28 protein-coding genes are annotated in these 25,027 nt (G+C 59.8%); 8 read left to right on the forward strand and 20 right to left on the reverse strand.

Annotated elements, in window-relative coordinates:
* Positions 1-40 precede the first annotated feature (40 nt).
* The 5 genes from BN1137_RS17400 to BN1137_RS17420 all read right to left on the reverse strand — a co-directional run bounded on the left by BN1137_RS17400 (position 41) and on the right by BN1137_RS17420 (position 2,950).
* The gene (locus BN1137_RS17400) at positions 41-604 is read right to left on the reverse strand and encodes a cob(I)yrinic acid a,c-diamide adenosyltransferase (protein ID WP_050719802.1); all 564 of its coding nucleotides are present in this window, start codon (positions 602-604) and stop codon (positions 41-43) included.
* Positions 601-831, reverse strand: a complete 231-nt coding sequence (locus tag BN1137_RS17405) for a DUF3820 family protein (RefSeq protein WP_050719803.1) — start codon at positions 829-831, stop codon at positions 601-603. Before BN1137_RS17405 ends, BN1137_RS17400 begins: the two co-directional genes overlap by 4 nt.
* A gap of 1 nt (position 832) precedes the next feature.
* A complete protein-coding gene (gene queE, locus BN1137_RS17410) occupies positions 833-1,504 on the reverse strand; it encodes a 7-carboxy-7-deazaguanine synthase QueE (RefSeq protein WP_050719804.1) in 672 nt (223 codons plus the stop codon).
* 61 nt (positions 1,505-1,565) lie between these two features.
* Complete coding sequence (queC, locus tag BN1137_RS17415; RefSeq protein WP_050719805.1) at positions 1,566-2,273, reverse strand: 7-cyano-7-deazaguanine synthase QueC; 708 nt, start codon at positions 2,271-2,273, stop codon at positions 1,566-1,568.
* A gap of 23 nt (positions 2,274-2,296) precedes the next feature.
* Entirely contained in the window at positions 2,297-2,950 is a 654-nt protein-coding gene (locus BN1137_RS17420) for a tRNA-uridine aminocarboxypropyltransferase (protein ID WP_198150664.1), read from the reverse strand.
* Here BN1137_RS17420 and rrtA point away from each other — a divergent pair.
* Positions 2,916-3,494: a rhombosortase gene (gene rrtA / locus BN1137_RS17425; protein ID WP_332309863.1), complete on the forward strand. Its 579-nt coding sequence runs from the start codon at positions 2,916-2,918 to the stop codon at positions 3,492-3,494. The genes BN1137_RS17420 and rrtA overlap by 35 nt on opposite strands.
* Before the next feature lie 114 nt (positions 3,495-3,608).
* Here rrtA and pyrF read toward each other — a convergent pair whose 3' ends face one another.
* The 6 genes from pyrF to cmk all read right to left on the reverse strand — a co-directional run bounded on the left by pyrF (position 3,609) and on the right by cmk (position 8,855).
* Positions 3,609-4,304 (reverse strand): orotidine-5'-phosphate decarboxylase, encoded by a 696-nt coding sequence (gene pyrF, locus BN1137_RS17430; RefSeq protein ID WP_050719807.1) that lies wholly within the window; start codon positions 4,302-4,304, stop codon positions 3,609-3,611.
* Positions 4,305-4,404: 100 nt separating this feature from the next.
* On the reverse strand, positions 4,405-5,571 hold the full coding sequence (lapB, locus tag BN1137_RS17435; RefSeq protein ID WP_050719808.1) for a lipopolysaccharide assembly protein LapB: 1,167 nt from the start codon (positions 5,569-5,571) through the stop codon (positions 4,405-4,407).
* A 9-nt stretch (positions 5,572-5,580) separates the two neighbouring features.
* Positions 5,581-5,865: a LapA family protein gene (locus tag BN1137_RS17440; RefSeq protein WP_050719809.1), complete on the reverse strand. Its 285-nt coding sequence runs from the start codon at positions 5,863-5,865 to the stop codon at positions 5,581-5,583.
* A 156-nt stretch (positions 5,866-6,021) separates the two neighbouring features.
* Positions 6,022-6,306 carry an integration host factor subunit beta gene (ihfB, locus tag BN1137_RS17445; RefSeq protein WP_005299934.1) on the reverse strand — a complete coding sequence of 95 codons (285 nt, stop codon included), beginning with the start codon at positions 6,304-6,306 and terminating at the stop codon, positions 6,022-6,024.
* A gap of 92 nt (positions 6,307-6,398) precedes the next feature.
* On the reverse strand, positions 6,399-8,069 hold the full coding sequence (rpsA, locus tag BN1137_RS17450) for a 30S ribosomal protein S1 (protein ID WP_005327816.1): 1,671 nt from the start codon (positions 8,067-8,069) through the stop codon (positions 6,399-6,401).
* A 93-nt stretch (positions 8,070-8,162) separates the two neighbouring features.
* Entirely contained in the window at positions 8,163-8,855 is a 693-nt protein-coding gene (gene cmk / locus BN1137_RS17455) for a (d)CMP kinase (protein ID WP_050719810.1), read from the reverse strand.
* Positions 8,856-9,115: 260 nt separating this feature from the next.
* Here cmk and ribA point away from each other — a divergent pair, with 260 nt between their 5' ends.
* Positions 9,116-9,712: a GTP cyclohydrolase II gene (gene ribA, locus BN1137_RS17460; protein WP_050719811.1), complete on the forward strand. Its 597-nt coding sequence runs from the start codon at positions 9,116-9,118 to the stop codon at positions 9,710-9,712.
* A 77-nt stretch (positions 9,713-9,789) separates the two neighbouring features.
* On the opposite strand, the gene BN1137_RS17465 is transcribed toward ribA, so the two are convergent.
* Positions 9,790-10,671, reverse strand: a complete 882-nt coding sequence (locus BN1137_RS17465) for a LysR family transcriptional regulator (RefSeq protein WP_050719812.1) — start codon at positions 10,669-10,671, stop codon at positions 9,790-9,792.
* Between the two features lie 117 nt (positions 10,672-10,788).
* Between BN1137_RS17465 and BN1137_RS17470 the strand changes: the two genes are divergently transcribed.
* Positions 10,789-12,000 carry an MFS transporter gene (locus BN1137_RS17470; RefSeq protein ID WP_050719813.1) on the forward strand — a complete coding sequence of 404 codons (1,212 nt, stop codon included), beginning with the start codon at positions 10,789-10,791 and terminating at the stop codon, positions 11,998-12,000.
* Positions 12,001-12,080: 80 nt separating this feature from the next.
* Here the strand turns inward: BN1137_RS17470 and BN1137_RS17475 are convergent, their stop codons facing one another.
* The 5 genes from BN1137_RS17475 to BN1137_RS17495 all read right to left on the reverse strand — a co-directional run bounded on the left by BN1137_RS17475 (position 12,081) and on the right by BN1137_RS17495 (position 18,006).
* Positions 12,081-12,635 (reverse strand): VOC family protein, encoded by a 555-nt coding sequence (locus BN1137_RS17475; protein ID WP_050719814.1) that lies wholly within the window; start codon positions 12,633-12,635, stop codon positions 12,081-12,083.
* Positions 12,629-13,393, reverse strand: a complete 765-nt coding sequence (locus BN1137_RS17480; protein WP_050719815.1) for a hypothetical protein — start codon at positions 13,391-13,393, stop codon at positions 12,629-12,631. Before BN1137_RS17480 ends, BN1137_RS17475 begins: the two co-directional genes overlap by 7 nt.
* Positions 13,394-13,553: 160 nt before the next feature.
* A complete protein-coding gene (gene nfsA, locus BN1137_RS17485) occupies positions 13,554-14,279 on the reverse strand; it encodes an oxygen-insensitive NADPH nitroreductase (RefSeq protein ID WP_050719816.1) in 726 nt (241 codons plus the stop codon).
* Between the two features lie 67 nt (positions 14,280-14,346).
* Complete coding sequence (locus BN1137_RS17490; protein ID WP_050719817.1) at positions 14,347-15,912, reverse strand: AbgT family transporter; 1,566 nt, start codon at positions 15,910-15,912, stop codon at positions 14,347-14,349.
* A 153-nt stretch (positions 15,913-16,065) separates the two neighbouring features.
* On the reverse strand, positions 16,066-18,006 hold the full coding sequence (locus tag BN1137_RS17495) for a putative bifunctional diguanylate cyclase/phosphodiesterase (protein ID WP_050719818.1): 1,941 nt from the start codon (positions 18,004-18,006) through the stop codon (positions 16,066-16,068).
* A gap of 169 nt (positions 18,007-18,175) precedes the next feature.
* Here BN1137_RS17495 and BN1137_RS17500 point away from each other — a divergent pair, with 169 nt between their 5' ends.
* The 4 genes from BN1137_RS17500 to BN1137_RS17515 all read left to right on the forward strand — a co-directional run bounded on the left by BN1137_RS17500 (position 18,176) and on the right by BN1137_RS17515 (position 21,476).
* Entirely contained in the window at positions 18,176-18,877 is a 702-nt protein-coding gene (locus BN1137_RS17500) for a DUF2982 domain-containing protein (protein ID WP_050719819.1), read from the forward strand.
* Positions 18,878-18,959: 82 nt separating this feature from the next.
* On the forward strand, positions 18,960-19,898 hold the full coding sequence (locus tag BN1137_RS17505; RefSeq protein ID WP_050719820.1) for a LysR family transcriptional regulator: 939 nt from the start codon (positions 18,960-18,962) through the stop codon (positions 19,896-19,898).
* Between the two features lie 53 nt (positions 19,899-19,951).
* Positions 19,952-20,974, forward strand: a complete 1,023-nt coding sequence (locus tag BN1137_RS17510; protein ID WP_050719821.1) for a response regulator — start codon at positions 19,952-19,954, stop codon at positions 20,972-20,974.
* Between the two features lie 70 nt (positions 20,975-21,044).
* A complete protein-coding gene (locus tag BN1137_RS17515) occupies positions 21,045-21,476 on the forward strand; it encodes a PAS domain-containing protein (RefSeq protein ID WP_050719822.1) in 432 nt (143 codons plus the stop codon).
* Between the two features lie 79 nt (positions 21,477-21,555).
* On the opposite strand, the gene ltaE is transcribed toward BN1137_RS17515, so the two are convergent.
* From ltaE to BN1137_RS17530, 3 genes are all read right to left on the reverse strand, one after another.
* Positions 21,556-22,572 (reverse strand): low-specificity L-threonine aldolase, encoded by a 1,017-nt coding sequence (gene ltaE, locus BN1137_RS17520; RefSeq protein WP_050719823.1) that lies wholly within the window; start codon positions 22,570-22,572, stop codon positions 21,556-21,558.
* A gap of 90 nt (positions 22,573-22,662) precedes the next feature.
* Positions 22,663-23,379, reverse strand: a complete 717-nt coding sequence (locus BN1137_RS17525; protein ID WP_050719824.1) for a Rossmann-fold NAD(P)-binding domain-containing protein — start codon at positions 23,377-23,379, stop codon at positions 22,663-22,665.
* Positions 23,380-23,460: 81 nt separating this feature from the next.
* A complete protein-coding gene (locus BN1137_RS17530; RefSeq protein ID WP_050719825.1) occupies positions 23,461-23,868 on the reverse strand; it encodes a hypothetical protein in 408 nt (135 codons plus the stop codon).
* 130 nt (positions 23,869-23,998) lie between these two features.
* On the opposite strand from BN1137_RS17530, the gene BN1137_RS17535 reads away from it, so the two are divergent.
* Complete coding sequence (locus BN1137_RS17535; RefSeq protein WP_050719826.1) at positions 23,999-24,898, forward strand: aldo/keto reductase; 900 nt, start codon at positions 23,999-24,001, stop codon at positions 24,896-24,898.
* Positions 24,899-25,027: the final 129 nt, after the last annotated feature.

A 25,027-nucleotide genomic window follows, 5' to 3' on the forward strand; every position in this document is an offset into this window, starting at 1 on the left:
TTTTTATTGCCGCAAATTACGGCGCAACCCGGCTGGGCACTTAGCCCCGATCGGCGGCCTTGACCCAGAGTACCTCAGGGGTATGGGTGCAGGCCAGCAGGTACCTGGCCACCGTGAAGAACCAGTCACTCAGCCGGTTCAAATAAGGCAGGATAGCCGGATTGACCTGCTCGATACGGCTCAACCCCAGCAGCAGGCGCTCACAGCGGCGAGTCAGGGTACGCACCACATGGGCCTGCGCCGCTGCCCGGGATCCGCTCGGCAAAATGAAATTGCGCAATACCGGCAACTGGGCGCTATAGGTATCTATTTGTTGTTCGAGTCGCGCCGTCCAGCCTTCATTGACTTGCCACAGGGCCGCATTTTGGGCGGCGCTGGAAAATGCCAGCTCCCCCCCCAAGTCAAACAACTCCTGCTGCAACTGTATCAGCTCGGCCAATAAACCGGCTTCCTGCTCGGGTATTTCGGCAATAAGCAGACCTATCTGGGAATTCAATTCATCCACGGCGCCATAGGTCTCGACCCGCATATCATCTTTGGCAAGCTGGGCACCATCTGCCAAACGGGTGAGTCCCTTGTCGCCTTGCCGGGTATATATTCTCATACTGACATCCTGTTAATGATGGGAATAATCATGGACTCCAGCCCATTGAGTTTTATCTCATACGCCAACGCCAATGACTGACCGAGTGCCCCTGCCGGAAAACCGGTTCGCGCCATCCACACCAGATAGGGCTCTGGAATATCGATGATGCGCCGCCCCTGATATTTACCGTAAGGCATCTTGCTGGCCAGGGTAAGTAATACCCGCTCATCGGATAAATTATCCATATTAATCGATATTCAGGTATTTATGGGTCTGGATGGAGAGCCGCCAATTGCGGGCGATACAGGTCGCCATGGCGAGCTCGGTGGCCCGCGGCTTCTGGCTGATTGGCTGCAGCGCAATGACCACGTCGCTGCGCAAGCTGGCCGTCGCCAGCAGCGCATCGAGCTCCTCAATATGACGCTCGGTGGCCACCGGGTGCTTGATCTCGTTGGCGCGCTCCAGCGCCGACACCAGCACCGGCATGCCGCCCTTCATCCCAATCTTGGGGGAGACGGTGACCCAGGTGCTGTCGTGAGTCTTGATTTCACTAGTGCCGCTGGTTTCGATCTGCACCTGATAGCCCGCGGCCAGCAAGGCCGCCGAGAGCTCGGACAGATCATAGAGACAGGGCTCACCGCCGGTCAGCACCACGTGGCGCGCCTTGTAGCCCAGAGTCTCGAAGCTGGCCAGGATGTCATCCTTGCTCATCTTGCTCCAGCCATCGGATTCGTTGGAGCTGTCCAGCACCTCACGAGGCGCTACCTCACGCGCGGGATCCACCACCCAGGTATGGCGAGTGTCGCACCAGGGGCAGCCCACAGGGCAGCCCTGCAGGCGAACGAAGATGGCGGGCACGCCGGTGAAGACGCCCTCCCCCTGGATGGTCTGGAAGATCTCGTTGATTGGGTAGTGCATGCTGGTCACGACTTGTTGCAAAAGGCGCGGATTATACCCCAAACAGGGAGAAGACGCAGGATCACGATCCGCTTTTCTCACCCAGCCCGGTTTTCTCGTGCAGCCGAGCCATGACACCAACCCGGTCGGCCAGGTAGTGGTTCAGGCCGCGACTGCGCAGCTCGCAGGCGGGGCAAGTACCGCAGCCATCGCCCTGGATGCCGTTATAGCAAGTGAGCGTCTGCTGGCGCACGGTGTCGAGCTGACCATAGTGATCCGCCAGTGCCCAGGTCTCGGCCTTGTCCAGCCACATCAGCGGCGTCTCGAAGCGGATGCCGCGATCCAGCCCCAAAGCAACCGCCTGATTGAGGGCTTTCACAAACTCGTCGCGGCAATCCGGGTAGCCGGAGAAGTCGGTCTCGCATACCCCGGTGATCACCGTCTCGGCACCGACCTGATAGGCGTAGATGGAGGCCAGGGTCAGGAACAGGATGTTGCGACCCGGCACGAAGGTGTTGGGCAGACCGTTGTCCTGCAGCTCACCGCTGACCAGGATCTCGTCGCGGGTCAGGGCCGAGACCGCCAGCTCCCCCAGCATAGTCACATCCATCACCTTGTGGGCGGCAATGCCAAATGATTTGGCTAGGCGACGCGCGGTGTCTATCTCTTCCCGATGACGCTGACCGTAATCGAAGGTGATGGCGTGTACTTCGTCATACTGCGCCAGTGCCTGCACCAGGCAGGTGGTGCTGTCTTGACCACCACTGAAAACCACGACGGCTTTTTTCACGTTTATCACTCCTGTATGTCGATTCAAGCGCGGCGACCTTGGGCAAAGTCATGCCACTGCTGGTTCAAATGGGTAAAAAGCTGCATCAGCGGGGCGAAGCGATCTCCATCGCCCTCCCACTGGGATAACAGATGGTAGCCTGCCTCCAGGGTCGACAGCGCCTCGGGAAACGGCTTCTTGCGCATGGAATATTGGCCCGGGATGGCGCCGAGCTTGATCCTCGGCAGCCGCAGCAGGGCGGGGTTGCTGTGCAACATGCGATACGCCTTGCGCCAAGTGCCATCGAGCAGAATAAAGTGCACCTGATGGGGCTCGCCGGCCAAGCGGGTACGCTCGTGCACCTCGGCAAGGCTCAAGGCGTGCTCATCTGGCCACAGCAGGTAGCATTGCACCTTGGGATCCCCGAGCAGAACATTGAGCCAGTGGGCCTCGGCGAAGTTCTCCCCCACATGGAGGCTGGCCTGCGTCAGGGACTCGGCCAGCAGGACGGCCGTCCCCTTGGGGTGCGCGACTTCGCTTGGGTGCTGCAGGATATGCAGCGGGGCAAGATGGGAGACCCGCCGAATAGAATCACACAGACAGGCTTTGAGGGCTCGGGTGCAACGTGTACAGTAGCGGCTCTCTTTGTCGTTGGGCTGTTTCATGCTGTCAGAAAAATCGGGTTTGCTCTGGGTCATCACGTTTTCGCTCGTCACTGCCTTGCTCTTCATCACCGTGCCAAATCACCTAATCTCCTTCGATCGCCCGCTGATCGCCCAAGGCGAAGGGTGGCGCATCATAACAGGCAATCTGGCCCACACCAATGGATGGCACCTGCTGCTCAACCTGAGTGGCCTGGCCGTGCTCTACAGCCTGTTTCGCGAATATCTGACTGGCTGGCGCCTGCCGGTGCTGCTGTTGCTGCTGTGCAGCGCGGTCGGTCTGGGCATCTGGTGGTGGTGCCCACAGACTCAGTGGTACATGGGGCTGTCCGGTGCCTTGCACGGCCTGTTCGTGTGGGGCGCGGTGCAGGACATCCGTCATCGCCGTCATTCTGGCTGGCTGATGCTGCTGGGGGTGGCCATCAAGCTTGGGCTGGACTTTTACAGCGCAGGTGAGAGTCCGGTGGCTGCGCTGATCGGTGCACGGGTCCACATAGAATCCCATCTAATTGGCTCGGGTGCCGGTCTCTTGCTCGCCCTGCTCCCCTTAAGCTTCGAGACTCAGAGCGCCAAATCCTGAGCCCTCTCTCAGCCAAATCCCATTGCGGCCAATGAATACCATGTTTGGCTGATATTCAAAAAAACAGGCCGGATTGATAATCCGGCCTGTTTTTGTTGAGGGTTGCGCGCCTTATCAACTCAGCTCGGCGTTGATCCCGGCCAGCATGGCGGCCGGATCGGCAGCCTGGGTGATGGGACGCCCTATCACCAGGTAATCGGCCCCCGCCTCCACTGCCGCCCGTGGCGTCATGACCCGGCGCTGATCCCCGGCGGCCGATCCGGTCGGGCGAATACCCGGCGTCACCAGCTTGAACTCGGCGCCGAGCAAAGTTTTCAATTGGTGAGCCTCTTCGGCGGAGCAAACCACCCCGTCCAGCCCTGCCTCTTTCGTCAGCGTTGCCAGCCGGATCACCTGCTCGGCCGGGCCGACGCTGAGCCCCAGCGGCGCCATGTCGGACTGCTCCATGCTGGTCAACACCGTCACGGCGATCAGCAAGGGGGCCTTGTCACCGTAGGGTACGAGCGCCTCTTTGGCGGCCCGCATCATGCGCTCGCCGCCGCTGGCGTGCACGTTCACCATCCAGACCCCGAGCTCGGCGCTGGCCGCGACCGCCTTGGCAACCGTGTTGGGAATGTCGTGAAACTTCAGATCCAGGAAGACATCGAACCCTTTGGCGACCAGCTGACGCACAAACTGGGGGCCAAACAGGGTAAACATCTCCTTGCCGACCTTGAGGCGGCACTGGGCCGGAGAGATCTGTTCAATGAAGGCGAAGGCATCGGCCTCGTGCTGGTAATCCAGCGCAACCAGTACTTTGGGATCTAGCATTTCACGTCCTATGGGTGGTTATTTTGCAGCCAGGGCCTGGCTCAGCCTGCCGGTGAGTCTGGTCGCTTGGCTGCTGACATTGCATTGCTGATGGGATGTTTTATTCGCCATCCAAGCCGCGAATTGGCTTGATGGAGCCCCACTGCCGGCAAGAGGGGCATTGCCAGAACAAGGAATGGGTGGCAAAGCCACACTGGCGGCACTTGTGGGTCGACTTGATCTTGATCTGCTCACCCACCAACTGCTGCAGCAGCTCCAGGCTCTCCTTGGCGGGCCCCTCTTCGGCGCTGGCCAGCTGGAAGCCAACCAGCTGATAGAAACCCTTCATGGAAGGGTGGCGGCGCAGCTGACGCAGCACCAGGGCGCGAGCCTGACTCAGGCCATCGCGGGCCTCCACCAGGTTGGCCAGGGCCAGCGTCACGCTGACACCAGCATGATCTTCCACTGCTTTCTCCAGCAACGGAATTAACTCCTGACTACGCCCCATCTGTTGGTAGCAGCTGAGCAACTTAGGCATGGCCTCGGAGGCAAAATCCATGTCCTGTTCGAACACCCGCAACAGCTCCTTGCTGGCGTCTTCAAATTTGCCCTCCTCCATCGCGAGATCCCCTAGCCGCAAGCTGGCGCGAGCACAGGCGGCATTGACGCCGAGTGCCCGTTTCAGCTTGGCGCGCCCCGCCGGCTTGTCGCCGTCACGCAGCGCACTCTCTGCCTGCTCGCAATAGAAGTGAGAGATGGGCTCGGCCAGCTTCTTGCCCTGGAATTTCTGCAGCCGGACCGCGGCGTCAATGGCCTTGTCCCAGTCGCGCAATTGCTGATGGATGATCAACAGCTGTGCCAGCGCCGTCTCTTCAAAATCGCTGTCCTCGCACAGCTCATTCCAGATAGCCTCGGCCCTGTCCAGCAGGCCGGCGGCGAGGAAGTCGCGGGCCAGCTCCTGCAGCGCCAGTTGCCGTTGCTCTCTGGTCAGTTGGCGAGCGACCAGATTCTGGTGGATCTTGATGGCACGATCGACTTCGCCGCGCTGGCGAAACAGGTTGCCGAGAGAGAGGTGGGTTTCGATGGTTTCGCTGTCGACTTCCAGCAACTGGATGAAGAGATCCACCGCCTTGTCAGACTCGTCAGACAGCAAATAGTTGAGGCCCGCCACATACTGGCGGGAAAACTGGTTACTCTGTTGCTGGGTGTCCTGGCGAACACTCCTGCGCCCCATGTACCAGCCATAACCAGCGGCAATCGGTAACAGCAGGAAAAGCAGTTCAAGCATCGAGGGACATTATTCCTTGGCTGCCGTCCTGGCCAGCTCCAATTCGCGGGATTGACGACGCATGGTGCGATTGAGGGTTCGATTTTGCAGTTTGAGGCGCAGGAAGAGCAGACCGAATACCAGCCAGCCTAGCAAGAAGCCACCGGCGAAGAAGAATCCCAGCAACATGGAGAGCGAGAATTCGCCCTGGGCTATCAGATAATTGAACTGTACCAGCTGCCCGTTTTGTGAACCGACGGCAAGGGTCAGTACAAACACCAGCACCAATGGGATGAGGGCCAAGATACGCTTCATAGGAGCTCCCTGTCTGTAGCTAATGAGAGACTGATTATCCTTAAAATCACCGGCAGACTCTAGAGCGAATGGGAAAAGACTTCGAGAAACCAGACAATTGGCGTAACCAATATCACAAAAATAAAAAAGGCATACCCAGGTATGCCGTTTTCTGCATTATTCGATGATGTTCACGCGTTCGCGTAACTCTTTCCCAGGCTTGAAATGCGGGACATATTTCCCGGTCAGTTCAACCTTGTCCCCGGTCTTGGGATTGCGACCCACACGGGGAGCACGATAGTGCAGTGAAAAACTTCCAAATCCTCGGATTTCAATCCGGTCGCCGTTTTGCAAGGTCGACGCCATCTGCTCAAGGATCTCCTTGATGGCGGCTTCGACATCTTTGGCCGGCATATGCATGCGGCTGGCAGCCAATTGTTCGATGAGATCTGATTTGGTCATAAGGTTAAATCTCCTTCCCCGATCACATGCAATATTCATTGTGCCAAGATAAAAAAGGGCGGCGTAAAGCCGCCCTTTTCTTGCATCAAGGATTACTCACCCTTGGCGGCTTTGAACGCTTCCATCATAGCATTGCTGAACACAACTTCTTCTTGTTGGTTCAGGCTATCGATAGCAACACGCTCGTCAGCTTCGTCCTTAGCACGGACAGACAGGCTTACGGTGCGGTTCTTACGATCAACGCCCATGAATTTAGCTTCAACTTCGTCACCAACAGACAGAACCAGAGTCGCGTCTTCTACACGGTCACGAGCAGCATCGGAGGCACGCAGGTAGCCTTCAACACCGTCAGCCAGTTCGATCACGGCACCCTTGGCATCAACCTCGGTAACCTTACCCTTCACGATAGCACCTTTCTTGTTATCAGACAGGTACTTGTTGAACGGGTCTTCTTCGATCTGCTTGACACCCAGGGAGATGCGCTCGCGCTCCGGGTCCACTTGCAGAACAACGGCTTCGATCTCGTCGCCTTTCTTGAATTCACGTACTGCTTCTTCGCCCTGGTTGTTCCAGGAGATGTCAGACAGGTGAACCAGGCCGTCGATGCCGCCGTCCAGACCGATGAAGATACCAAAGTCAGTGATAGACTTGATTTTACCGGAAACACGGTCGCCCTTGGCGTGAGTTTCGGCAAACAGCTGCCACGGGTTGGATTTGCACTGCTTCAGACCCAGGGAGATACGACGACGTTCTTCGTCGATGTCCAGAACCATCACGTCAACCACGTCGCCAACGTTAACAACCTTGGACGGGTGGATGTTCTTGTTGGTCCAATCCATCTCGGATACGTGTACCAGGCCTTCAACGCCTTCTTCGATTTCAACGAAGCAGCCGTAGTCGGTCAGGTTGGTCACGCGGCCAGACAGACGGGTGGTCTCCGGGTAACGCTTGGCGATAGCAACCCAGGGATCTTCGCCCAGCTGCTTCAGACCCAGGGATACACGGGTACGCTCGCGGTCGAACTTCAGAACCTTGACAGCGATCTCGTCGCCAACGTTGACGATTTCGGAAGGATGCTTAACGCGCTTCCACGCCATGTCGGTGATGTGCAGCAGGCCGTCAACACCGCCCAGATCTACGAATGCACCGTAGTCGGTCAGGTTCTTAACGATACCCTTAACTTCTTGACCTTCTTGCAGGTTGGCCAGCAGGCTTTCGCGCTCGGAGGTGTTCTCGGTTTCGATCACGGCACGACGGGAAACAACAACGTTGTTGCGCTTCTGGTCCAGCTTGATGACTTTGAACTCGAGTTCTTTGTTTTCCAGGTGAGCGGTGTCACGGATCGGACGCACGTCAACCAGAGAACCCGGCAGGAAGGCACGGATGCCGTTCAGTTCAACGGTGAAACCACCCTTGACCTTGCCGTTGATGATACCGATAACGGTAGCTTGCTCTTCGTATGCCTTCTCAAGCTGCAGCCAGGCTTCGTGGCGCTTGGCTTTTTCGCGGGACAGCTTGGTTTCGCCGAAACCATCTTCGATAGAGTCCAGAGCCACGTCAACGGTGTCGCCTACGTTGATTTCCAGTTCGCCCAGGGCGTTCTTGAATTCTTCAGCAGGAATGGCAGACTCGGATTTCAGACCGGCATCAACCAGTACAAAACCGTTCTCGATAGCAACGACGGTACCCTTGACGATGGAACCTTGACGGGTTTCAACGGCGTTCAGGGACTCTTCAAAGAGTTGAGCAAAAGATTCGATCATTGTTTGTGTCACAAATGAAACATCCACTCGCAATCCGGCACAAGCGGGGTTGTTTGAAATTATCTGCGCCATCCATAGTGCAGACGACTGATGTCAGCTGGTGCTGACATCACCAAGTTGTTGCTCTGCATAGGCAAGTACCGTTACCAGCACTTCGTCTATGGTCATAGACGTTGAGTCTACCACAAGAGCATCTTCTGCGGGTTTCAGGGGGGCTACGGCGCGATTTCTGTCGCGATCGTCACGTTCCCGAATCTCGGTTAAAAGACGCTCAAAGTTAACATCAAAGCCCTTATCTTGCAACTGCTTATAGCGGCGCTGTGCCCGCTCCTCGGCGCTGGCGTCGAGGAAAATCTTCACTTCGGCCTCAGGGAAAACCACGGTGCCCATGTCGCGACCGTCGGCGATGAGACCTGGCAACTGGCGAAAAGCGCGTTGGCGGCGCAGCAAGGCTTCACGCACCCGGGGGAAGACGGCAATCTTGCTGGCGGCGTCGCTCACTTCCTGGGAGCGGATGGTGCGGGAGACATCTTCCCCTTCCAGCACCACCTTGACTTGCTCGCCTTCGACCTGGAATTGCACATCCAGATTGGCGGCCAAAGGCACCAGGGCGGCTTCGGCATCGAGCTCCACATCGTGATGCAGGGCGGCCAGGGCCAGTACCCGGTAGATGGCGCCGGAATCGAGCAGGTGCCAACCCAGCTTCTCGGCCAGCAGTTGGCACAGGGTGCCTTTACCGGCACCGCTTGGGCCATCGATTGTCATCACGGGGGCCATTTGAAGCATATTTTTCTCCTGCGCACTCGGCATATGAACGGGTTGCACACATCCTGTCGGGATGGGCTAATGGGCGCCGATTATACCCAAATGCTCGGAGCCTTGCAGTTGTCAAACTGCACATTTGCACAGAAGTCGTCGCAACCGCCCTCTTTATGACCAATCCGGCAAAGCATTCCTCAATACAAGGTTTTGTTCTTATGGTTGTTATGGGCAAGGCGCGCTAGACTATCCGCCATTTTTAAGCAGCTGTAGTCAGGAGCAACCCTATGAGCAGCATTAGCCTCGTGGCCAAATCCAAGTTGCCGACCCCTTGGGGCACCTTCACGCTGGTAGGTTTTCAGGAGACTGGCACAGGCAAGGATCACGCCGCGCTGGTGATGGGTGATATCACCACGGACGAGCCCGTGTTGGGGCGTATTCACTCCGAGTGTCTGACCGGGGATGCCCTGTTCAGCCTGCGCTGTGACTGCGGCTTCCAGCTGCAGGCCGCCATGCAGAACATCGCCAAGGCCGGCTGTGGCGTCTTGTTGTATGTCCGCCAGGAAGGGCGTGGCATCGGTCTGCTCAACAAGATCCGGGCCTATCACCTGCAGGATCAGGGCGCCGACACCGTCGAGGCCAACGTCGCCTTGGGCTTTGCCGCCGACATGCGCGATTACACCATCTGCGCCGATATGCTCAAAGCGCTGGAGGTCAAGAGCCTGCGTTTGATGACCAACAACCCGCGCAAACTCAAGGCCATGGAGAGCTTCGGCATTCCGGTGGCGGAGCGGGTTCCCTTGCAGGAGGGGCGCAATCCTCACAACGAGTTCTACCTCTCCACCAAGGCGAACAAGCTGGATCACCTGTTCAAGAAGACGTGAGTCTTCTGTTTCGACCCTTGAAAAACGCCTCCCATCGGGAGGCGTTTTGTTTTGCTGAAGTAGCATTTAACAATGCGCTATGCTGCCTTGATTGCCTGTGATAGCAGGAAATCCCTCAGCGCCCGGTTAGCCATGGAGAGCGGATCCCCCCGGCGCCAGGCCACGCAGAGATCGAGGAAGATGGGTGGCTCGAAGGGCACGCCGGTCAGCGCCGTCTCGTCGTCCAGCACCATGCGCAGGAAGGTGGTCACGGCGAACCCTTGGCGCACCACGGCCTTGAGCAAGGGGATGAGGTTGCTCTCGAAGCCGATATTGGGATCGAGCCCCAGCCCCTGCGCCAGCGCCTCCATGTGCTCGCGGTGATAGAAACCGCGCCTGAACATGGCGAGCTCCTGGCTGAAAAATTGCGGCAATGTCACGGCGCTGGCCTGGCGCAGGGGATGCTCCTCCCCCACCACCATCAGCATCTCTTCGCGCAGCAACTGCGCCCCCTCAAGCCCTGGCGGCAGATCGCTGGTGATCAGGATGGCCAAGTCCAGGCTGCCATCCACCATGCGGCTGAGCAGCTCCCGGCTGCCCGCCTCCTCCACCCGGATCTTGAGGCCGGGATAGCGATGCTTGAACGCCATCAGGATCGGGGGGAAGTAGTAAGAACCCATCATGTAGGGAATGCCGATGCGCACCTCCCCTCGCTCCAACCCTTTCAGCTCGGCCATCTCCGCCTCGGCCTGATGCATCTGCAGCAGCAGCCGCTCGGCATGGCGACAGAGCACCTCCCCCTCCGGGGTGAGCCGCACGTTGCGATCCTGGCGATCGAACAGGCGCAGATCGAGTTGGCTCTCCAACTTGGCGATGGCCATGCTGACCGCGGGCTGCGCCACGTGCAGCCCGTTGGCGGCCTTGGTAAAAGAGCCGGCGTCCCGTACCGCTAACAAATAACTGAGCTGTTTCAGGTCCATATCAATTTCGTTTATCAGGCTGATAACATAAATATATTATATTTATATCAAGCGGCGCACTAGTCTGCGGTTATATCGCAGATATCTCTGCAAAAAATGCTGTCAGGACAACCGCATATGATCGAAGTAGGCAGTCGCGAGTGGATACGCGCCACCCTGGCCCTGAGCCTGGGCTCCTTCCTGGTGTTTCTCAATCTCTATCAGACCCACCCCCTGTTGCCGCTGCTGGCAAAGGTGTTCTCCGTGAGCTCCTTGTCGGCCGGCTGGACCCTGGCGGGTTGTACCGCCGGACTCGCGGCCTCCTTGCTGATCTGCGCCCGGCTAGCGGATCGCTTCGGACGGCGCCGGATCATGCTGTGGAGTCTGACCGGCGCCATCCTGCTCTCCTTGTGCATTCCGCTGGTGACCCAGTTTGATCAGCTGGTGACACTGCGCATCCTGCAGGGGGTGCTGCTGGCGGGCTTGCCCGCCACCGCCATCGCCTACATGGGGGAAGAGTTCAGCAAACGCGCCCTGCTTTCCGCGGTCGGGGTCTATATCGCCGCCAACTCGCTCGGAGGCATCGCGGGACGGGTGGTCGGCGGCCTCTTGGCGGGCTGGTTCGGCGATTGGCAGCACACCTTCCTTGGCATCGGCCTCATCAGCCTGACCTTGCTGCCGCTGGTTGTCTGGCTGCTGCCGGCCCAGACCCGTTTCGTGGCCGTGGTGGCGGCCCCCGGCCAGCTGCGCCGCGCCATCGCCAGCCACCTCAGCAATCCGCTGCTGGTCGGCGCCTACCTCATCGGCGGCCTCAATTTTATGGTGTTCCTGAACCAGTACAGCTACCTCACCTTCCTGCTGGCCGAGGCGCCGTTCTCCCTACCGACCCAGTGGTTGGGCATGCTGTTTCTGACCTACCTCACCGGTACCGTCGCCTCCTCCTTAAGCGGGCGCTGCGCCCAGCGCTGGGGGGCCCAACGGCTGCTGCTGGCCGGGATCTCGCTGATGGCCATCGGCAGTCTGGCGCTGCTGCAAGGATCCCTCGCCGCGATCCTCACCGGCCTGCTCATCTCGAGTTTTGGTTTCTTCCTCGCTCACGCCTGTGCCAGCGCCTGGGTCGGCCAGCATGTGGAGCACAACCGGGCCTTGGCCTCATCGCTCTATCTGGTGGGGTACTATCTGGGGGCCAGTCTGGGGGGGCTCTATCTGCATCCCTTCTGGGAGCGCGGGGGGCTTGGGGGATTGGTGCTAGGCATCGAGCTGGTGCTCTGTGTCACCGCCGCCTTGAGTGTCTGGCTCGGCCAGCTGAAAGGGCGCACCACGATTCCCCTCTCCTGTCGTTCATCCTAGTGATGGGCCAGCAGCTAACAGCTTGATTTACCGCAGGGGGATCCAGCATCTCTCCCCCTGCGGCATTCGCTCATCTGGGTTCAGAGCCCGTCGTAATAATCCACCGGGACCGGCACCACGGCGCCGGTTAGCAGCTCCTCGTCGATCACCTCGCTTAAGGGTCGCAGGTGGAATTTCACCTGACCCGAGGGCAGCATCAGCCCCACATCCGGGTTACGCCCATCCTCGATATTGCCGGTCTTGAACGCCACTGCCGGGTGCGCCGCCACCAGGGCGTGCAGAGAGGGCACCACCAGTTCGATGTGCTCAAGCCCCGCCTGATGGCTGCGACCCGGTTTGGGGGCGGCCAGCTCGATGCAGGGCACGCTCGCCTCGCTGGCGCAGACCGGTTGATGCAGGCGGTAGGTGGCGATGGGGCGGCCCCCAATCATGCCCTCCACCAGCAAGACGCCGTGGCGCGCCAGCACCTCCTTCAATTCGAGGTATTCCGGCAAGGTGGCGGCGCGGTAACAGAGGTGATCCACCTGGGGCGAGTCACACTCCCCCAGCGAGGCACGCAATTCGGTCAGCAGTTGGCAAACAAATGGGGCCATGGGCCCCAGTGCGGTATCCAGTGGATGAGACATGATCACCATTTCTTCTTGGGTTGGAACAGGACGTCCAGCTCGTCCGCCTCTTTGTCTTTGATGCTTTGCAGCTCTTTCTCGCTGTGCTGCTGCAGATGCTCTTCCAGTTGGCGCATGCCCTGGCGCATGTCTTCTTCCCGCGCCAGCAGGTAGGCATCCTTGTCGGTAATATTGACCAGCGCCCCCAACCCCTTGGTGTAGAGCTGACGGCAGGTACCGAACTGCCCCTGGATCTGGGCATCCATGGCCCGCTTGATCAGGTTGGCGATGTTGATCTTGAGCTGCATCAGCTCGAGGCGACGATCCTCCTGGGCAAAGCCGTGGGGATCGATCTTGCCCTTGTTGTGCTCGACCCGCAGCACAGCGCGCATCTTCTTGGCCAGCTGCAACATCTGGATGGCCTGGCGGTCGGACTCCGGGGTCTTGAAGTGGCCCTCGTCCTGGCTGCTGTAGTTCTCCTGCACATTCTTGATCTGGGTCTGGACGTCGATAATGCGCTGCTTGATCTGATTGCTGGGCATCACTTGTGCTATGGCGCGATAGGCATCCAGGATCCTGTGCTGCAACAGCAGCACCATATTCTTGGAAAAGGGCACCAGGTTGACGTTCAGCAGCACCTCTTCGGTCTCGTCCGCCACGGCCTTGTGACGGGCGATGGTCTGGCGCTTGTCGGCTTCCGCCTTCTGCTTATATTGCTGCACCACGTTATAGGCGATGACCAGAAACAGGAGTGCGCCGATTGACAGCAATATCAAGGTTAAAATCATAGGGTGTCCAAACTCCTGTCCCAATCCAATTGCGTGATCCTACAACAGCTTACCCGCATAAGGTAGCGCGCAGTGTGACCTGGCCCCACAACAACGCAAGCTCGTATCACCACCGCCCGTGCAGATCACGCCGCCATAGGGGTATCGCCCCCGGCCCCCATTACTTGAGGCAAAAACCCCTGGAATGCAGGAAGCCCAGCATGAAGGGGCGCGCCTCTTTGCCGAGGATGGCCTTGATCTGGGCGCTCCAGGTCTGTTGCTTGTTGTTGCCGCTGCGCGCCAGGTAGTAGTCGTGGATCTGGTTGTCATATTGGGCCAGTAGCTCGCGGTCCAGGGTCTCTGGATAGCGGTTCTCATGGACCACCAAGCCCCTCGGCAGGCGCGGTTTCTGCTCGGGCTGCTGGGCGGGATGACCGAGGCACAGACCAAACAGCGGGATCACCAGATGGGGCAGCCCAACCGCCTCGCTCACCGCCGCCACGTTGTTGCGAATGCCGCCGATGTAAACGCCGCCGAGCCCCAGGGACTGGGCCGCCAGCAAGGCATTCTGGGCCATCAAGGCGCCGTCGATGGCGCCAATCAGGAGTTGCTCCGCATAGCCGGTCTGAGCATCGGGCACTATCTGGCTGTGGCGCTGATAGTCGGCGCAAAACAGCAGGAACTCCGCCGCCTCGGCCACATAGGTCTGGTGGCCGGCGAGCTCGGCCAGGGTGGCGCGCAGCGCCTTGTCGGTGACCCGGATGATGCTGTTGGCCTGCAGGAAGCTGGAGCTGGAGGCAGACTGGGCGGCGCTCAGGATCTGATCGAGCTGCGCGGCCGTGATGGGATCCGCGGTGAATTGACGAATGGAGCGATGGGAAAGAATGAGATCGATGGTCGGGTTCATGATGCCTCCAGGATGAAGGCCTCACTTTACCCAAAAAAAGCGAGGGGCCCAAGGCCCCTCGTCGCCCTTAAGGGGAAGGATAGACATAGGGGGCTTGCAGCCCGAGGGGGAAGTCCATGCCCCAGTAGAGCAGCAGGAACAGGCTCCAGCTCACCAGGAAGGCCAGGGAGTACGGCAGCATCATGGAGACCAGAGTGCCGATGCCGGTGCTCTTCACATACTGCTGGCAATAGACCACCACCAGCGGGAAGAACACCATCAGCGGGGTGATGATGTTGGAGGCGGAATCCCCCACCCGATAAGCGGCCTGGGTCAGCTCGGGGGAGATCCCCACCGCCATCAGCATGGGCACCAGGATCGGGCTTATCAGCGCCCACTTGGCAGAGGCCGAACCCACCACCAGGTTGACGCTGGCGGTCAGCAAGATGATCCCGACGATGGTCACCTCCCCCGGCAGCGCCAGGGCATGCAGCACCTCGGCGCCAGACAGCGCCAGCAGGGTGCCGAGGTTGGAGTCGCCGAACGCCTTGATGAAGAGGGCGCAGAAGAAGGCCATCACCATGTAGGAGCCCATCTTGTTCATGGTGGCCGACATGGCGTCAATCACGTCCTTGCCGCTCTTGAAGTTGCCCGCCACGAAGCCATAGACGATGCCAGGCAGGATGAACAGCAAGAAGATCAGCGGCACGATGGATTTCATCACCGGAGCGGCGAAGGTGGTCAGTGAACCGTCTTCCGCCCGCATCGGTGAGTCGCTCGGTGACAGGGCCAGCCCGAGCAGCACTATGGCCGCCAGCATGGCAAACCCGGCCCAGTTGAAGGCCCGGCTCTCCTGCGCGCTGTAGCGACCCATCTCGTCGGCGCTTTCCAGCTCCTCGTTGAGAGGAATGTGCTTGAGGCGCGGCTCCACCACCTTCTCGGTGACAAACCAGCCCACGCAGATGATCAGCAGGGAGGAGGCACCGGTGAAGAAGATGTTGCACAGGGTGTTGACCATGTAGTCGGGATCGAGCAGCTGAGCCGCCGACTGGGTAAAGCCCTGCAGCAAGGCATCACCGCCCGAGGGCAGGAAGTTGGCGGCAAAGCCACCGGAGACCCCGGCGAAGGCCGCGGCGATCCCGGCCAGCGGATGGCGCCCGGCGGCGTGGAAGATGATGCCGCCGATGGGGATGACCAGCACGTAGCCCGCATCCGCCGCCGTGTGGCTGACGATGGCCACCAGAATGAGCATGGGGGTAAGGAAACGCGCCGGGGTCACTTTCAGCAGCTTCTTGAGGCCGGTGTTGATGAAGCCGGACTGCTCGGCGACGCCCACCCCCAGCATGGCCACCAGCACGATGCCCAGGGGCGCAAAACTGGTGAAGGTAGTGACCATGCTGGCGAGGAACTCGGCAAGGCCGGCCCCGGTCAACAGGTTGTTGACCACCACGGCCTCGCCGGTGCGGGGATTGACCAAGTCAAAGGCGAATTGGGAGAGGATCCAGGAGCCGACCCAGACGATCAGCAGGGCGTAGAGGAAGAGCATGGCGGGATCGGGCAGCTTGTTGCCCGCTTTCTCGACCCCGTTGAGGAAGCGGTTCAGCCAGCCCTTGGACGGGTTGACGGTGCGCTCGTTGGTAGTAGCCTGACTCATTATGGTGATACTCCATGACCAAGGAATGAGCGCGCATACTAGCGATAACGTCCAAGAAAACCCATGATACAAGACAAAAATTCGATTAATTATGTTTAATTTGACATGTCGCGCTTCATAAACGGGACATGTCGCACATTATTGACTGTGATCTCAGGCTGTTACCAAGGGGTAATGACCCATCTTGCAGTGGATCCCGAAACCCGCCGCCGTCACCTGCTCCGCCCTCATGGGTTTGCTGAACAGGAAGCCCTGGAACACGTGACAGCCCTGGGCACGTAGCGCCGCCAGCTCGTGTTCCTCCTCCACCCCCTCGGCCAGGATACCGAGCCCGAGACTGGTGGCCATCGCCACGGTGGCCCGGATCACCGGCAGGTTCAGACCGACCACGAAGGAGCGATCCAGCTTGATGGTATCGATGGGCAGCCGGTTGAGGTAAGCGAGCGACGAGTAGCCGGTACCGAAGTCATCGATGGCAATCTTGATCCCCTGTTCACTCAGGGCGTCGAGGATCTCGATGCAGCCCTTCATGTCCAGCATCAGCACGGTTTCGGTCAGCTCCAGGGTCAGCAGACTGGCATCGACCCCAAACTCCTTGAGCTGCTGCGCCACCAGCTCCGGCAGCGCAGCGGAGAGCTGAAAACCGGACAGATTGACCGACACCGGCACCCGCAGTTGCCATTGGCGCTGCCACTCCCCCATCTGAGCCAAGGCGGTGGAGAGCACCCAGCCCCCTATCTCGCGGATCAGCCCCATGTCTTCGGCCAGCGGAATAAACTCCCCTGGCGAGACCTGACCCAGCACGGGGTTGTGCCAGCGCAGCAAGGCTTCGAAGCCGATCAGCTTGCCCTGTGCTACATCGATCTGAGGCTGGTAGCAGAGGCTCAACTCCCCCCGCCCGATGGCCTTGGCCAAAAACTGTTTCAGGGTCAGCTTGCGGTGCAGGCTCTGCTGCATGCTGGGGGTGAATCGCTGCCAGCGCAGGCGCCCCATCTGCTTGGCCTGGTACATGGCCATGTCGGCGCGAGTGATCAGGTTGTCGCCATCATCGGCGTCGTCCGGATAGATGGCGATGCCGATGCTGCCGCCGATGGTCACCTCGGGCACGCCGCTCAGTTGCAGCGGCTTGCTCATCTGGGACAGCATGAGATCCGCCACCTCCTGGGCCCGCTCGCTGGATTGGCTGAGCGGCACCAGGGCGGTGAACTCGTCGCCCCCGAGGCGCGCCAGCTCCACATCCCGTGGGCAGATCTGCTTGAGCCGACCCGCCACCCGCTCCAGCAGGCGATCCCCCGCCTTGTGGCCGTAGTTGTCATTGACCAGCTTGAAGTTGTCCAAGTCCATGAACACCAACGCAAAACGCCCCCCCAGGCCACAGTAGGCCTCAAGGGATTTCATCAGGCCATAGCGGTTGAGCAGGCCGGTGAGGGAATCGTGCCAGGCCAGGTGGCGGTGCTCCAGCTCTTCGAGCTTGCGATCCGTGATGTCGCGCATGGTGAGCAGGATCCGGGCCCCTTGCTGGATGTGGCGAAACTGGTATTGGAACCAGCGCATCCCCTTGAGGGTACGGCACTCCCCCTCGGTCACCACCTCGTCGAGCTGGGACAGGCGTTGGTAGAACACTTCATCGCAACCGGAGAAGATCTGGGGCAGTGCGGTGATGGCCGTGCCAAAGCAGGTGTCAAAATGGTGATTGCCGCTCTCGAGGTTCCCCTGGTTGTCAAACAGACAGGCCAGGGTGTCGCCGGTGGCGAGGGAGGACTCCTGATAGAGGGTATCGGCATCGATCACCGCCTCGGTCATCATCATCAACCGGCCGGCGATTTCGACCCCGGAGAGGCGTAAATAGACCTGCTTCCTGACGCCTTTCGGAGAGATGGTCCACCACTCGTTGTAGCTGCGGCCCTGTTGAAAATCGCCGAGATAACGCTGCAGTAGCAGATCGATGGCGGCGGCCATGTCGGCCGAGAAATCGCGGGATTGCAACTCGCCAAGGGAGCTTGCCTCCCACAGCACCAGTGCGGCACTGTTGGCCCAATAGATGTGATGATGCTGGATGTCATAGATCCAGATAGGCGTGTGCAGCACGTCCATCGCATTCAGTAGTCGTTCGTCTAGCGTGTTCATCGTAGGAAGTGATTCATGATGAGGACTCTTAGCAACACCAGTCACGACGGTCCCCTGAGCGGAACCTCCTGCTGGTACAAAATCAGATCCAGCCCATAATCTGGAAAAAAGCACGCGAAGAGAGGGCCGACTTCATATGAAAACGCTACATGTGATACCCATGGTCAGGAAAAATGGACTCACGCTGGTATGGCTGGGTATGGCCGTAACCATTACTATGATTTTTATACTTTTTTTACTCCGTGAACAACCACTAATCCCGGCCGTCATCGGTCTGTTGGCTGGCTTGATGATGGCTTTTATCGGTATATCAAAGTTAGCAGAGCCTCGATTAAGTCTCTCCCTTTGTCACGATTGTCTGCAATATCACCATAAATACGGGGGTTGGATCCTGAAATGGGGAAATATCCAGCGAATTGACCAGCCTCGTATCCATTTAGGGTGGGATCTGGTTGCCCTGCCCTATATCGGTTTGAAAATTAAGGATTACGACGATTTTTTGACGTTGATCACACCCAGGCTGGCCGTGCGCCTGCTCACCGAGCAGCGGGCCGTGCTGCTGCAGGCGATGAAGAGCGAACAACCCGCCTGCCTGAGTGGCAGTTGTGGCGCCAGCCTGCTGGAGGGGGGCTTGCTGGAGGAGAGTCGTTTTCGCTCCCCCTCCGGCCAGCGCTATGAGGGCGTCATCGCCATGCTGGGCAATCGCATGGCGCGTCTGCGCGACTTGCTGGGGTATGATCTGCTGGTGCCCGATAACAGCCTGGACAGGGAGCCTGCCGAATTTATCCGTTTATTGAACCAATATCGACGGGAGTCGAATCTAATCCAGATCAATTAAACGCCGGATTGCGCTTGCCAAGCCAGGCGACTCTTCATAAGGTCGCTGGCTTGTTACATTCAGAACACCCCTTATACCGCTTATGAAGTACATCGAAGAGTTCTATCTGTTCGTCAAGGTGGTGCAAGAGGGCGGTTTCTCCCACGCCGCAGCCGCGCTGGGCATGCCGACCGGCACCATCAGTCGACGTATTTCTCAGCTGGAAGAGCAGCTTGGCTGCACCTTGCTGCACAGATCCACCCGCAAGCTGCGCCTCACCGACGAGGGTCTGCGCTACTACGAACGCCTGTGCACCCCGCTGGCCGACATAGAGCAGGCGACCGGCGAGATCCAGGGTCAGGACGCCGACATCTGCGGGGTGATCCGCCTCGCAGCCCCCATCGCGCTCTCCAACACCATATTGATCGACATGCTGGCCGACTTCGGCTTGCGCTATCCCGGGGTACAGTTCGACATCAGCCAGACCAATGATCACCATCTGCTCAACGATCAGGACCGGGATCTGGTGTTCTTCAACGGCGAACTGCCCCAGGCCCTGCCCAATGCGCTCTGCCTGGGTCACATCGAATATGGCCTGTTCGCCTCGCCGCTCTATCTGGAGAAGATGGGGATCCCCTCCCACCCGACCCAGCTGGAAGAACATGATCTCATCTATTGCTGGCCACACCAGCACTGGCAGCTGCTGGGACGGGATGAACAGATGGTGCCGATCAAGCGCGCCGCCCGGCTGACCGTGAATCAGACCCAGGCGGCTGTGCGCGCCGCGCGCCGCCACCTCGGCATCGTCAACGCCCCGCTGCACTACGTGTATCCCTTCCTGCAAGATGAGCAGCTGGTCGCCGTCTTGCCTGACTGGCGCTCCGGCCAGCGCCCCTTCTACATGCTGCGCTGCCAACCCCAGTTCACCCCATTGCGTGTTAAGATGTTTGCCGAATTCGTCGAGAAATATTCCGCGCGTTACCGCAGTCATCAATGGGACTACCAATTTTCACCGGCAACTGCCCTGCCCCATTGCATCTGACGGTTGGTGGCTCACACTTAGCGCTACGCTCGTTGCACAGGCCAGCTAACACTATGAATGTATTGATATGTGATGACTCGGGGTTTGCTCGAAAGCAGTTGGCAAGGGCGCTGCCTGCCGGTTGGAACATCACCCTGCACCAGGCGGCCGATGGTCTGGAAGGGGTTGAGCAGATCCTGATGGGGCATGGCGATCTGATCTTTCTGGATCTGACCATGCCAGAAATGGATGGCTACGGGGTACTGGAGACCCTCCAGCGAGAGGGATTGCGCAACAAGGTGATCGTGGTCTCCGGCGATATCCAGCCGGAAGCCTATCAACGTGTCATGGCGCTGGGTGCACTGGATTTCATAAAAAAGCCAGCCGCCCCCGAGACGCTGCGGGCGCTCCTCAGCCAACACGGTCTGTGGCAGGGGGCAACGCCGCCAACCAGCCACACCGCCGTCCCCACCCTTGGCCAGCCCCCGGCCGAGAGCCCCCTGCTGTTTACACCTGAGCTGCGTGACGTCTATCAGGAGCTCGCCAACGTCGCCATGGGCCAGGCCGCCGATCTGCTAGCCCGCCTGCTCGATGCCTTCGTGCTGCTGCCCATCCCGAACGCCAATGTGCTGGAGGTTTCCGAGCTGCACATGGCGCTCTCGGCCGCCGCCGAGTCGGGCACTCGCTCCGCCGTCTGTCAGGGCTTCATCGGCGCCGGCATCGCCGGCGAGGCGCTCATCTTGTTCCACGACGCCAGCTTCCAGGACTTGGCCCGGCTGATGGATCACCAGGGCCCGCTGGATCACAACGCCGAGCTGGAGCTGCTGATGGATACCGCCAACGTGCTGATCGGCGCCTTCCTGCGCGGCTACGCCAGCCAGCTCGATACCCCCTTCAGCCAAGGCCACCCCGTGGTGCTCGGCCAGCACAGACCCATCGAGGATCTCATCCACACCAACAAGAGCCGCTGGCGCCGCACCTTGGCCATCGAGATCAACTACCGGATCCAGGGATACGCGGTGCAGTGCGACCTGCTGCTGCTGTTTACCGAAGATTCCATTGCCACCATGAACAACAAGATCATGCATATGCTCTAGCGATTTGCTGTCGATGCCATCGCCAACATCTATAAAACAACAAAATCATGCACATGCCCTAGGAGTGACCATGGAAATCCGTGAATTTCATTGGCTGATGAACATAGTCCAGAACCTGGACGTGGGGCTGGTGGTGCTCGACAAGGAGTACAGGGTGCAGGTGTGGAATGGCTTCATGGAGAGCCATAGCAGTCGCTTGGCCGGTGAGGTGCGCGATCAGGTACTGTTCGATCTCTTCCCGGACGTCGACAGGGCCTGGCTGGAACGCAAGGCCAACATGGTGTTCAAGCTCAACAACCGCGCCTTCAGCACCTGGGAGCAGCGCCCCTACCTGCTGCGCTTCTCCAACTACCGCCCCATCACCGGCTCGGCGCCCCACATGTATCAGAACCTGACGCTGGTGCCCCTTGCCGATTTCAGCGGTCAAGTGACCCATCTGGCCATCATGATCTACGACGCGACCGACGAAGCCATGTTGATGATGGGTCAACGCCAGGGTTGAATCGGCTGCCTGATGTATCCTGATGCAAAAAGAAGGGCGCTTATGAGCGCCCTTCTTTCATCTGTCGTCGTGGCCAGGCTTAGCGCCCCAGATACTCAGTGAAGGCATCGATCACCTCTTCGATGTCGTCATCATTGATCTGCAGGTGGGTCACCAGCCGCAGTTCGCCATAACCCGAGAAGAGGATGCCGCGCTCCTTCATAAAGGCAAGCAAGGGGGCGCTCTCACCCGATGTCAGCCGTAGGAACACCATATTGGTCTGCACCTGAGCGAGATCCAGCGCTATGCCTGGCAGCGCCGCCAGTGCCTCGGCCAGCCGTTTGGCCCGGCGATGATCATCTGCCAGCCTCGCCACGTGCTGTTCCAGCGCAAACAGACCCGCCTGCGCCAAAACACCCGCCTGGCGCATGCCGCCCCCCAGCATCTTGCGCAGCCGCCTGGCCCGGGCGATAACATGGTGCGCCCCCACCAGCAGCGATCCGACCGGTGCCCCCAGCCCCTTGGAGAGGCAGATGGAGACGCTGTCGAAAGGCGCGGCGATCGCCGCCACCGTCTGACCACTCGCCACCACCGCATTGAACAGGCGGGCACCATCCAGATGCAGTTGCAGGCCCTGACTGTCGGCGAAAGCACGCATCTCGTACAGATAAGGCAGTGGCAGCACCTTGCCGTTGTGGGTGTTCTCGAGGCAGATAAGCCGGGTCTGGGCGAAGTGAGCATCATCGGGTGCAATCGCCGCCTTTACATCGGCCAGCGCCAGGGTGCCATCGGCCTGCATGGCCACTGGTTGCAGGGCCACCGAGCCCAGCACGGCACTGCCTTGCGCCTCATAGCGGTAGATGTGGGCGGCGTTGCCGAGCACGGCCCCTTCCCCGCGCTGGCAATGGCTCATCACCGCCAGCAGGTTGGACATGGTGCCCGATGGCACAAACAGCGCTGCGTCCTTGCCGAGCAGCTCGGCAGCACGGCGTTCCAGCGCGTTGACACTGGGGTCTTCCCCATAAACATCATCGCCAACCTCGGCGTGCAACATGCTCTGGCGCATGGCATCCGTGGGTTGGGTGACGGTATCACTTCGTAAATCGATATAGCGCATGAGATCCCTCCTGAGGCAGGAGGATGACGTTAGCCAGCCGAGACGGGCTTGGCAAGCGAGGTCTTTCTGGAATGTGAGCCCGGTGACGGCTCACCAGGGCAGTGCGCGCCCCTGCAAATCCATAAAGGTGCCAGATTGCGCCAGCGACAAGCCTGCGATGAGATCCAGCAGTCGGGGGGCGACCAGGGCGGGATCCTGCAGGCGGCCCGGCTCTATCTCGTGCAGGAAGGGTTGTTGCATGGGGGTATTCATGGGCCCGGGGTGGACGGTGACCACACCCGCCAAGGGGAAGCGCCCGGTCCACTCGGCGGCCAGGATCCTGGCCCCCATGTTGAGGGCGGCCTTGCTCATCCGGTAGCTATAGCGGCTGGCCGAGTGGTGATGACCGGCTTCATGGTTCCCCAGACTGCCCGCCAGATCGGAAATAGAGCATAGCCACAGGCGGGAATCCGGGCTCATCCGCCGACTGAGATTGGCACCGAGCGCCAGGTGCGGCCAGGCGTTGGCCTGCAGGCTCTCTGCCAGCCACTGGGGATTGACCTCCTCCACCCACCGTTCCGGCATGCTGCTGAGATCGTGCAGGAGGCCGATGGTGTTGATCACCACGTGCGGCAGGGTGTCCCCATCATAAAGGGTGAACAGAGCCTCGAAGGAGAGCGGATCCACCTCCTGCAGCGGGAAAAAACGAACCGGATCCAGCCCCTTTGGCAACTGCCTGCCCGCCAACTGCCACTCCTCGCCACGGGCGGCCAGCTCCCGCGCGAGCGCCGTGCCCAATCCACCACTGCCCAGGATCAGATAGCCCATCTCCATGTCCTTGGATTTGCTGTTTGTTTAGAGGGTATCAGAATAATGGCCTGCCGCAGGCCAGGCCACCGCTCGTCGCACTCAAGCTTCGTCCAGATGGCGACCAAATTCACGTGCCCGCGCCAGGTCCAGAAAGCCGTCTGCCTGCTTGTGGCTGCGCAAAAACTGATAATAGGCGAGCAGGGTAACGAGCTGATCCTCATCGGGTAATGCCTGTTCGGGATTCCGCTCCTGCAGCAGCAGACTGGCTGCAGCCAACGCTTCCCTGTCGACCACCTCGGCCTGACGATAGAGATAGCCGCAACCTGTTGCGAGCCACTCCAGCGAGCAGTTGGCCCCCATGGCAATCTGGTTGGCCTTGCCAAGACCGGGCTCGGCCCCCTTCAAATATTTACGCAGCAGCGCCTCGCTCAACCCGACCTTGCGGGCGAAGGCACTGACGCTGCCCTCCCCGATCAGGCTCTGCAGCCTGGCGGCAAATCCGTCCATCAAACACTCTCCTGTCTCTATTTCCCGAACCAGAGTTCGAATTAGCGAGGCGCGCATTATTGCCATGTCCGGCAGAAGAGACCAAGATGCTGGCAGCATTTATTCTGCCTTTATCTGCCTAGGAGTCATCATGTCCGTATCTCGTCTTGCCCTGCACGCCGAAGGCCCGACCTTCTCCCGCCTCATCATGGGCTACTGGCGTCTGATGGAGTGGCAACTCTCCCCGGCCGCCCTGCTGGATCTGATGAAGTACCACCTGGATTTGGGGGTGACCACCATCGATCACGCCGACATCTATGGCGGCTATCAGTGTGAAGCAGCATTCGGCCAGGCCCTGCGTCTCGAGCCCTCCCTGCGCAATCGGATGGAGCTCGTCAGCAAGTGCGGCATCGCCCTCACCGCCAAGCCGGAGCATGCGCTCAATCACTACAACACCGGCAAGGCGCACATCATCGCCAGCGCCGAGGCCTCCTTGCAAAAACTCGGCACCGACCATCTGGACTTGCTGCTAATCCACCGCCCAGATCCCTTGCTCGATGCCGATGAGGTCGCCGATGCCTTCATCACCTTGAAGCAGGCGGGCAAGATCAAGCACGCCGGCGTCTCCAACTTCACCCCCCGCCAGTTCGAGCTGCTGCAATCGCGCCTCTCCTTCCCGCTGGTCACCAACCAGCTGGAGATCTCGCCGCTTCATCAAGACAGCACCCTGGATGGCACTCTGGATCAATGCCAGCAACTGCGCATCAAGCCGATGGCCTGGTCCTGCCTCGGCGGTGGCCGGTTGTTCAACGATCCCGCCTTTGGCGTGCTGCGCGCCGAACTCGAGCAGATCCGCCAGGAAGTGGGGGCCCAGACCATAGAGCAGATTGTATACGCCTGGGTGATGATGTTGCCGAGCCAGCCGCTGCCGCTCATCGGCTCCGGCAAGCGCGAGCGGATCGCCGCCGCCGTGGCCGCCGAGTCCATCGTGCTCAACCGTCAACAGTGGTTCCGCATCCGCAAGGCCGCGCTTGGCTACGACGTACCCTGATCCCGGCATGCGCTGACGAGCAGTGACAACAAGGCGGTGTGGCGTCATCCATACCGCTTTTTGTATGTGAGAGCTAACGCCTCATCGCCAGCCCCATCTCGCCGGCATCGCAGCACACAAACAAAAACG

Origin of the sequence: Aeromonas tecta (assembly GCF_000820185.1) — a bacterium.
GTDB classification, from domain to species: Bacteria; Pseudomonadota; Gammaproteobacteria; order Enterobacterales; family Aeromonadaceae; genus Aeromonas; species Aeromonas tecta.

Coding starts and splice junctions, on each gene's coding strand:
- BN1137_RS17475 (WP_050719814.1), bottom strand. CDS start 12,635: ATGGTGATCATGTCTCATCCACTGGATACCGCACTGGGGCCCATGGCC.
- lapB (WP_050719808.1), bottom strand. CDS start 5,571: ATGCTTGAACTGCTTTTCCTGCTGTTACCGATTGCCGCTGGTTATGGC.
- BN1137_RS17500 (WP_050719819.1), top strand. CDS start 18,176: ATGAAAACGCTACATGTGATACCCATGGTCAGGAAAAATGGACTCACG.
- BN1137_RS17510 (WP_050719821.1), top strand. CDS start 19,952: ATGAATGTATTGATATGTGATGACTCGGGGTTTGCTCGAAAGCAGTTG.
- BN1137_RS17515 (WP_050719822.1), top strand. CDS start 21,045: ATGGAAATCCGTGAATTTCATTGGCTGATGAACATAGTCCAGAACCTG.
- ltaE (WP_050719823.1), bottom strand. CDS start 22,572: ATGCGCTATATCGATTTACGAAGTGATACCGTCACCCAACCCACGGAT.
- pyrF (WP_050719807.1), bottom strand. CDS start 4,304: ATGCTAGATCCCAAAGTACTGGTTGCGCTGGATTACCAGCACGAGGCC.
- BN1137_RS17535 (WP_050719826.1), top strand. CDS start 23,999: ATGTCCGTATCTCGTCTTGCCCTGCACGCCGAAGGCCCGACCTTCTCC.
- cmk (WP_050719810.1), bottom strand. CDS start 8,855: ATGCTTCAAATGGCCCCCGTGATGACAATCGATGGCCCAAGCGGTGCC.
- queE (WP_050719804.1), bottom strand. CDS start 1,504: ATGCACTACCCAATCAACGAGATCTTCCAGACCATCCAGGGGGAGGGC.
- rpsA (WP_005327816.1), bottom strand. CDS start 8,069: ATGATCGAATCTTTTGCTCAACTCTTTGAAGAGTCCCTGAACGCCGTT.
- BN1137_RS17480 (WP_050719815.1), bottom strand. CDS start 13,393: ATGATTTTAACCTTGATATTGCTGTCAATCGGCGCACTCCTGTTTCTG.
- BN1137_RS17490 (WP_050719817.1), bottom strand. CDS start 15,912: ATGAGTCAGGCTACTACCAACGAGCGCACCGTCAACCCGTCCAAGGGC.
- BN1137_RS17405 (WP_050719803.1), bottom strand. CDS start 831: ATGGATAATTTATCCGATGAGCGGGTATTACTTACCCTGGCCAGCAAG.
- BN1137_RS17440 (WP_050719809.1), bottom strand. CDS start 5,865: ATGAAGCGTATCTTGGCCCTCATCCCATTGGTGCTGGTGTTTGTACTG.
- rrtA (WP_332309863.1), top strand. CDS start 2,916: ATGCTGTCAGAAAAATCGGGTTTGCTCTGGGTCATCACGTTTTCGCTC.
- ribA (WP_050719811.1), top strand. CDS start 9,116: ATGAGCAGCATTAGCCTCGTGGCCAAATCCAAGTTGCCGACCCCTTGG.
- BN1137_RS17420 (WP_198150664.1), bottom strand. CDS start 2,950: ATGACCCAGAGCAAACCCGATTTTTCTGACAGCATGAAACAGCCCAAC.
- nfsA (WP_050719816.1), bottom strand. CDS start 14,279: ATGAACCCGACCATCGATCTCATTCTTTCCCATCGCTCCATTCGTCAA.
- BN1137_RS17465 (WP_050719812.1), bottom strand. CDS start 10,671: ATGGACCTGAAACAGCTCAGTTATTTGTTAGCGGTACGGGACGCCGGC.
- BN1137_RS17505 (WP_050719820.1), top strand. CDS start 18,960: ATGAAGTACATCGAAGAGTTCTATCTGTTCGTCAAGGTGGTGCAAGAG.
- BN1137_RS17495 (WP_050719818.1), bottom strand. CDS start 18,006: ATGGACGTGCTGCACACGCCTATCTGGATCTATGACATCCAGCATCAT.
- ihfB (WP_005299934.1), bottom strand. CDS start 6,306: ATGACCAAATCAGATCTCATCGAACAATTGGCTGCCAGCCGCATGCAT.
- BN1137_RS17525 (WP_050719824.1), bottom strand. CDS start 23,379: ATGGGCTATCTGATCCTGGGCAGTGGTGGATTGGGCACGGCGCTCGCG.
- BN1137_RS17530 (WP_050719825.1), bottom strand. CDS start 23,868: ATGGACGGATTTGCCGCCAGGCTGCAGAGCCTGATCGGGGAGGGCAGC.
- BN1137_RS17400 (WP_050719802.1), bottom strand. CDS start 604: ATGAGAATATATACCCGGCAAGGCGACAAGGGACTCACCCGTTTGGCA.
- BN1137_RS17470 (WP_050719813.1), top strand. CDS start 10,789: ATGATCGAAGTAGGCAGTCGCGAGTGGATACGCGCCACCCTGGCCCTG.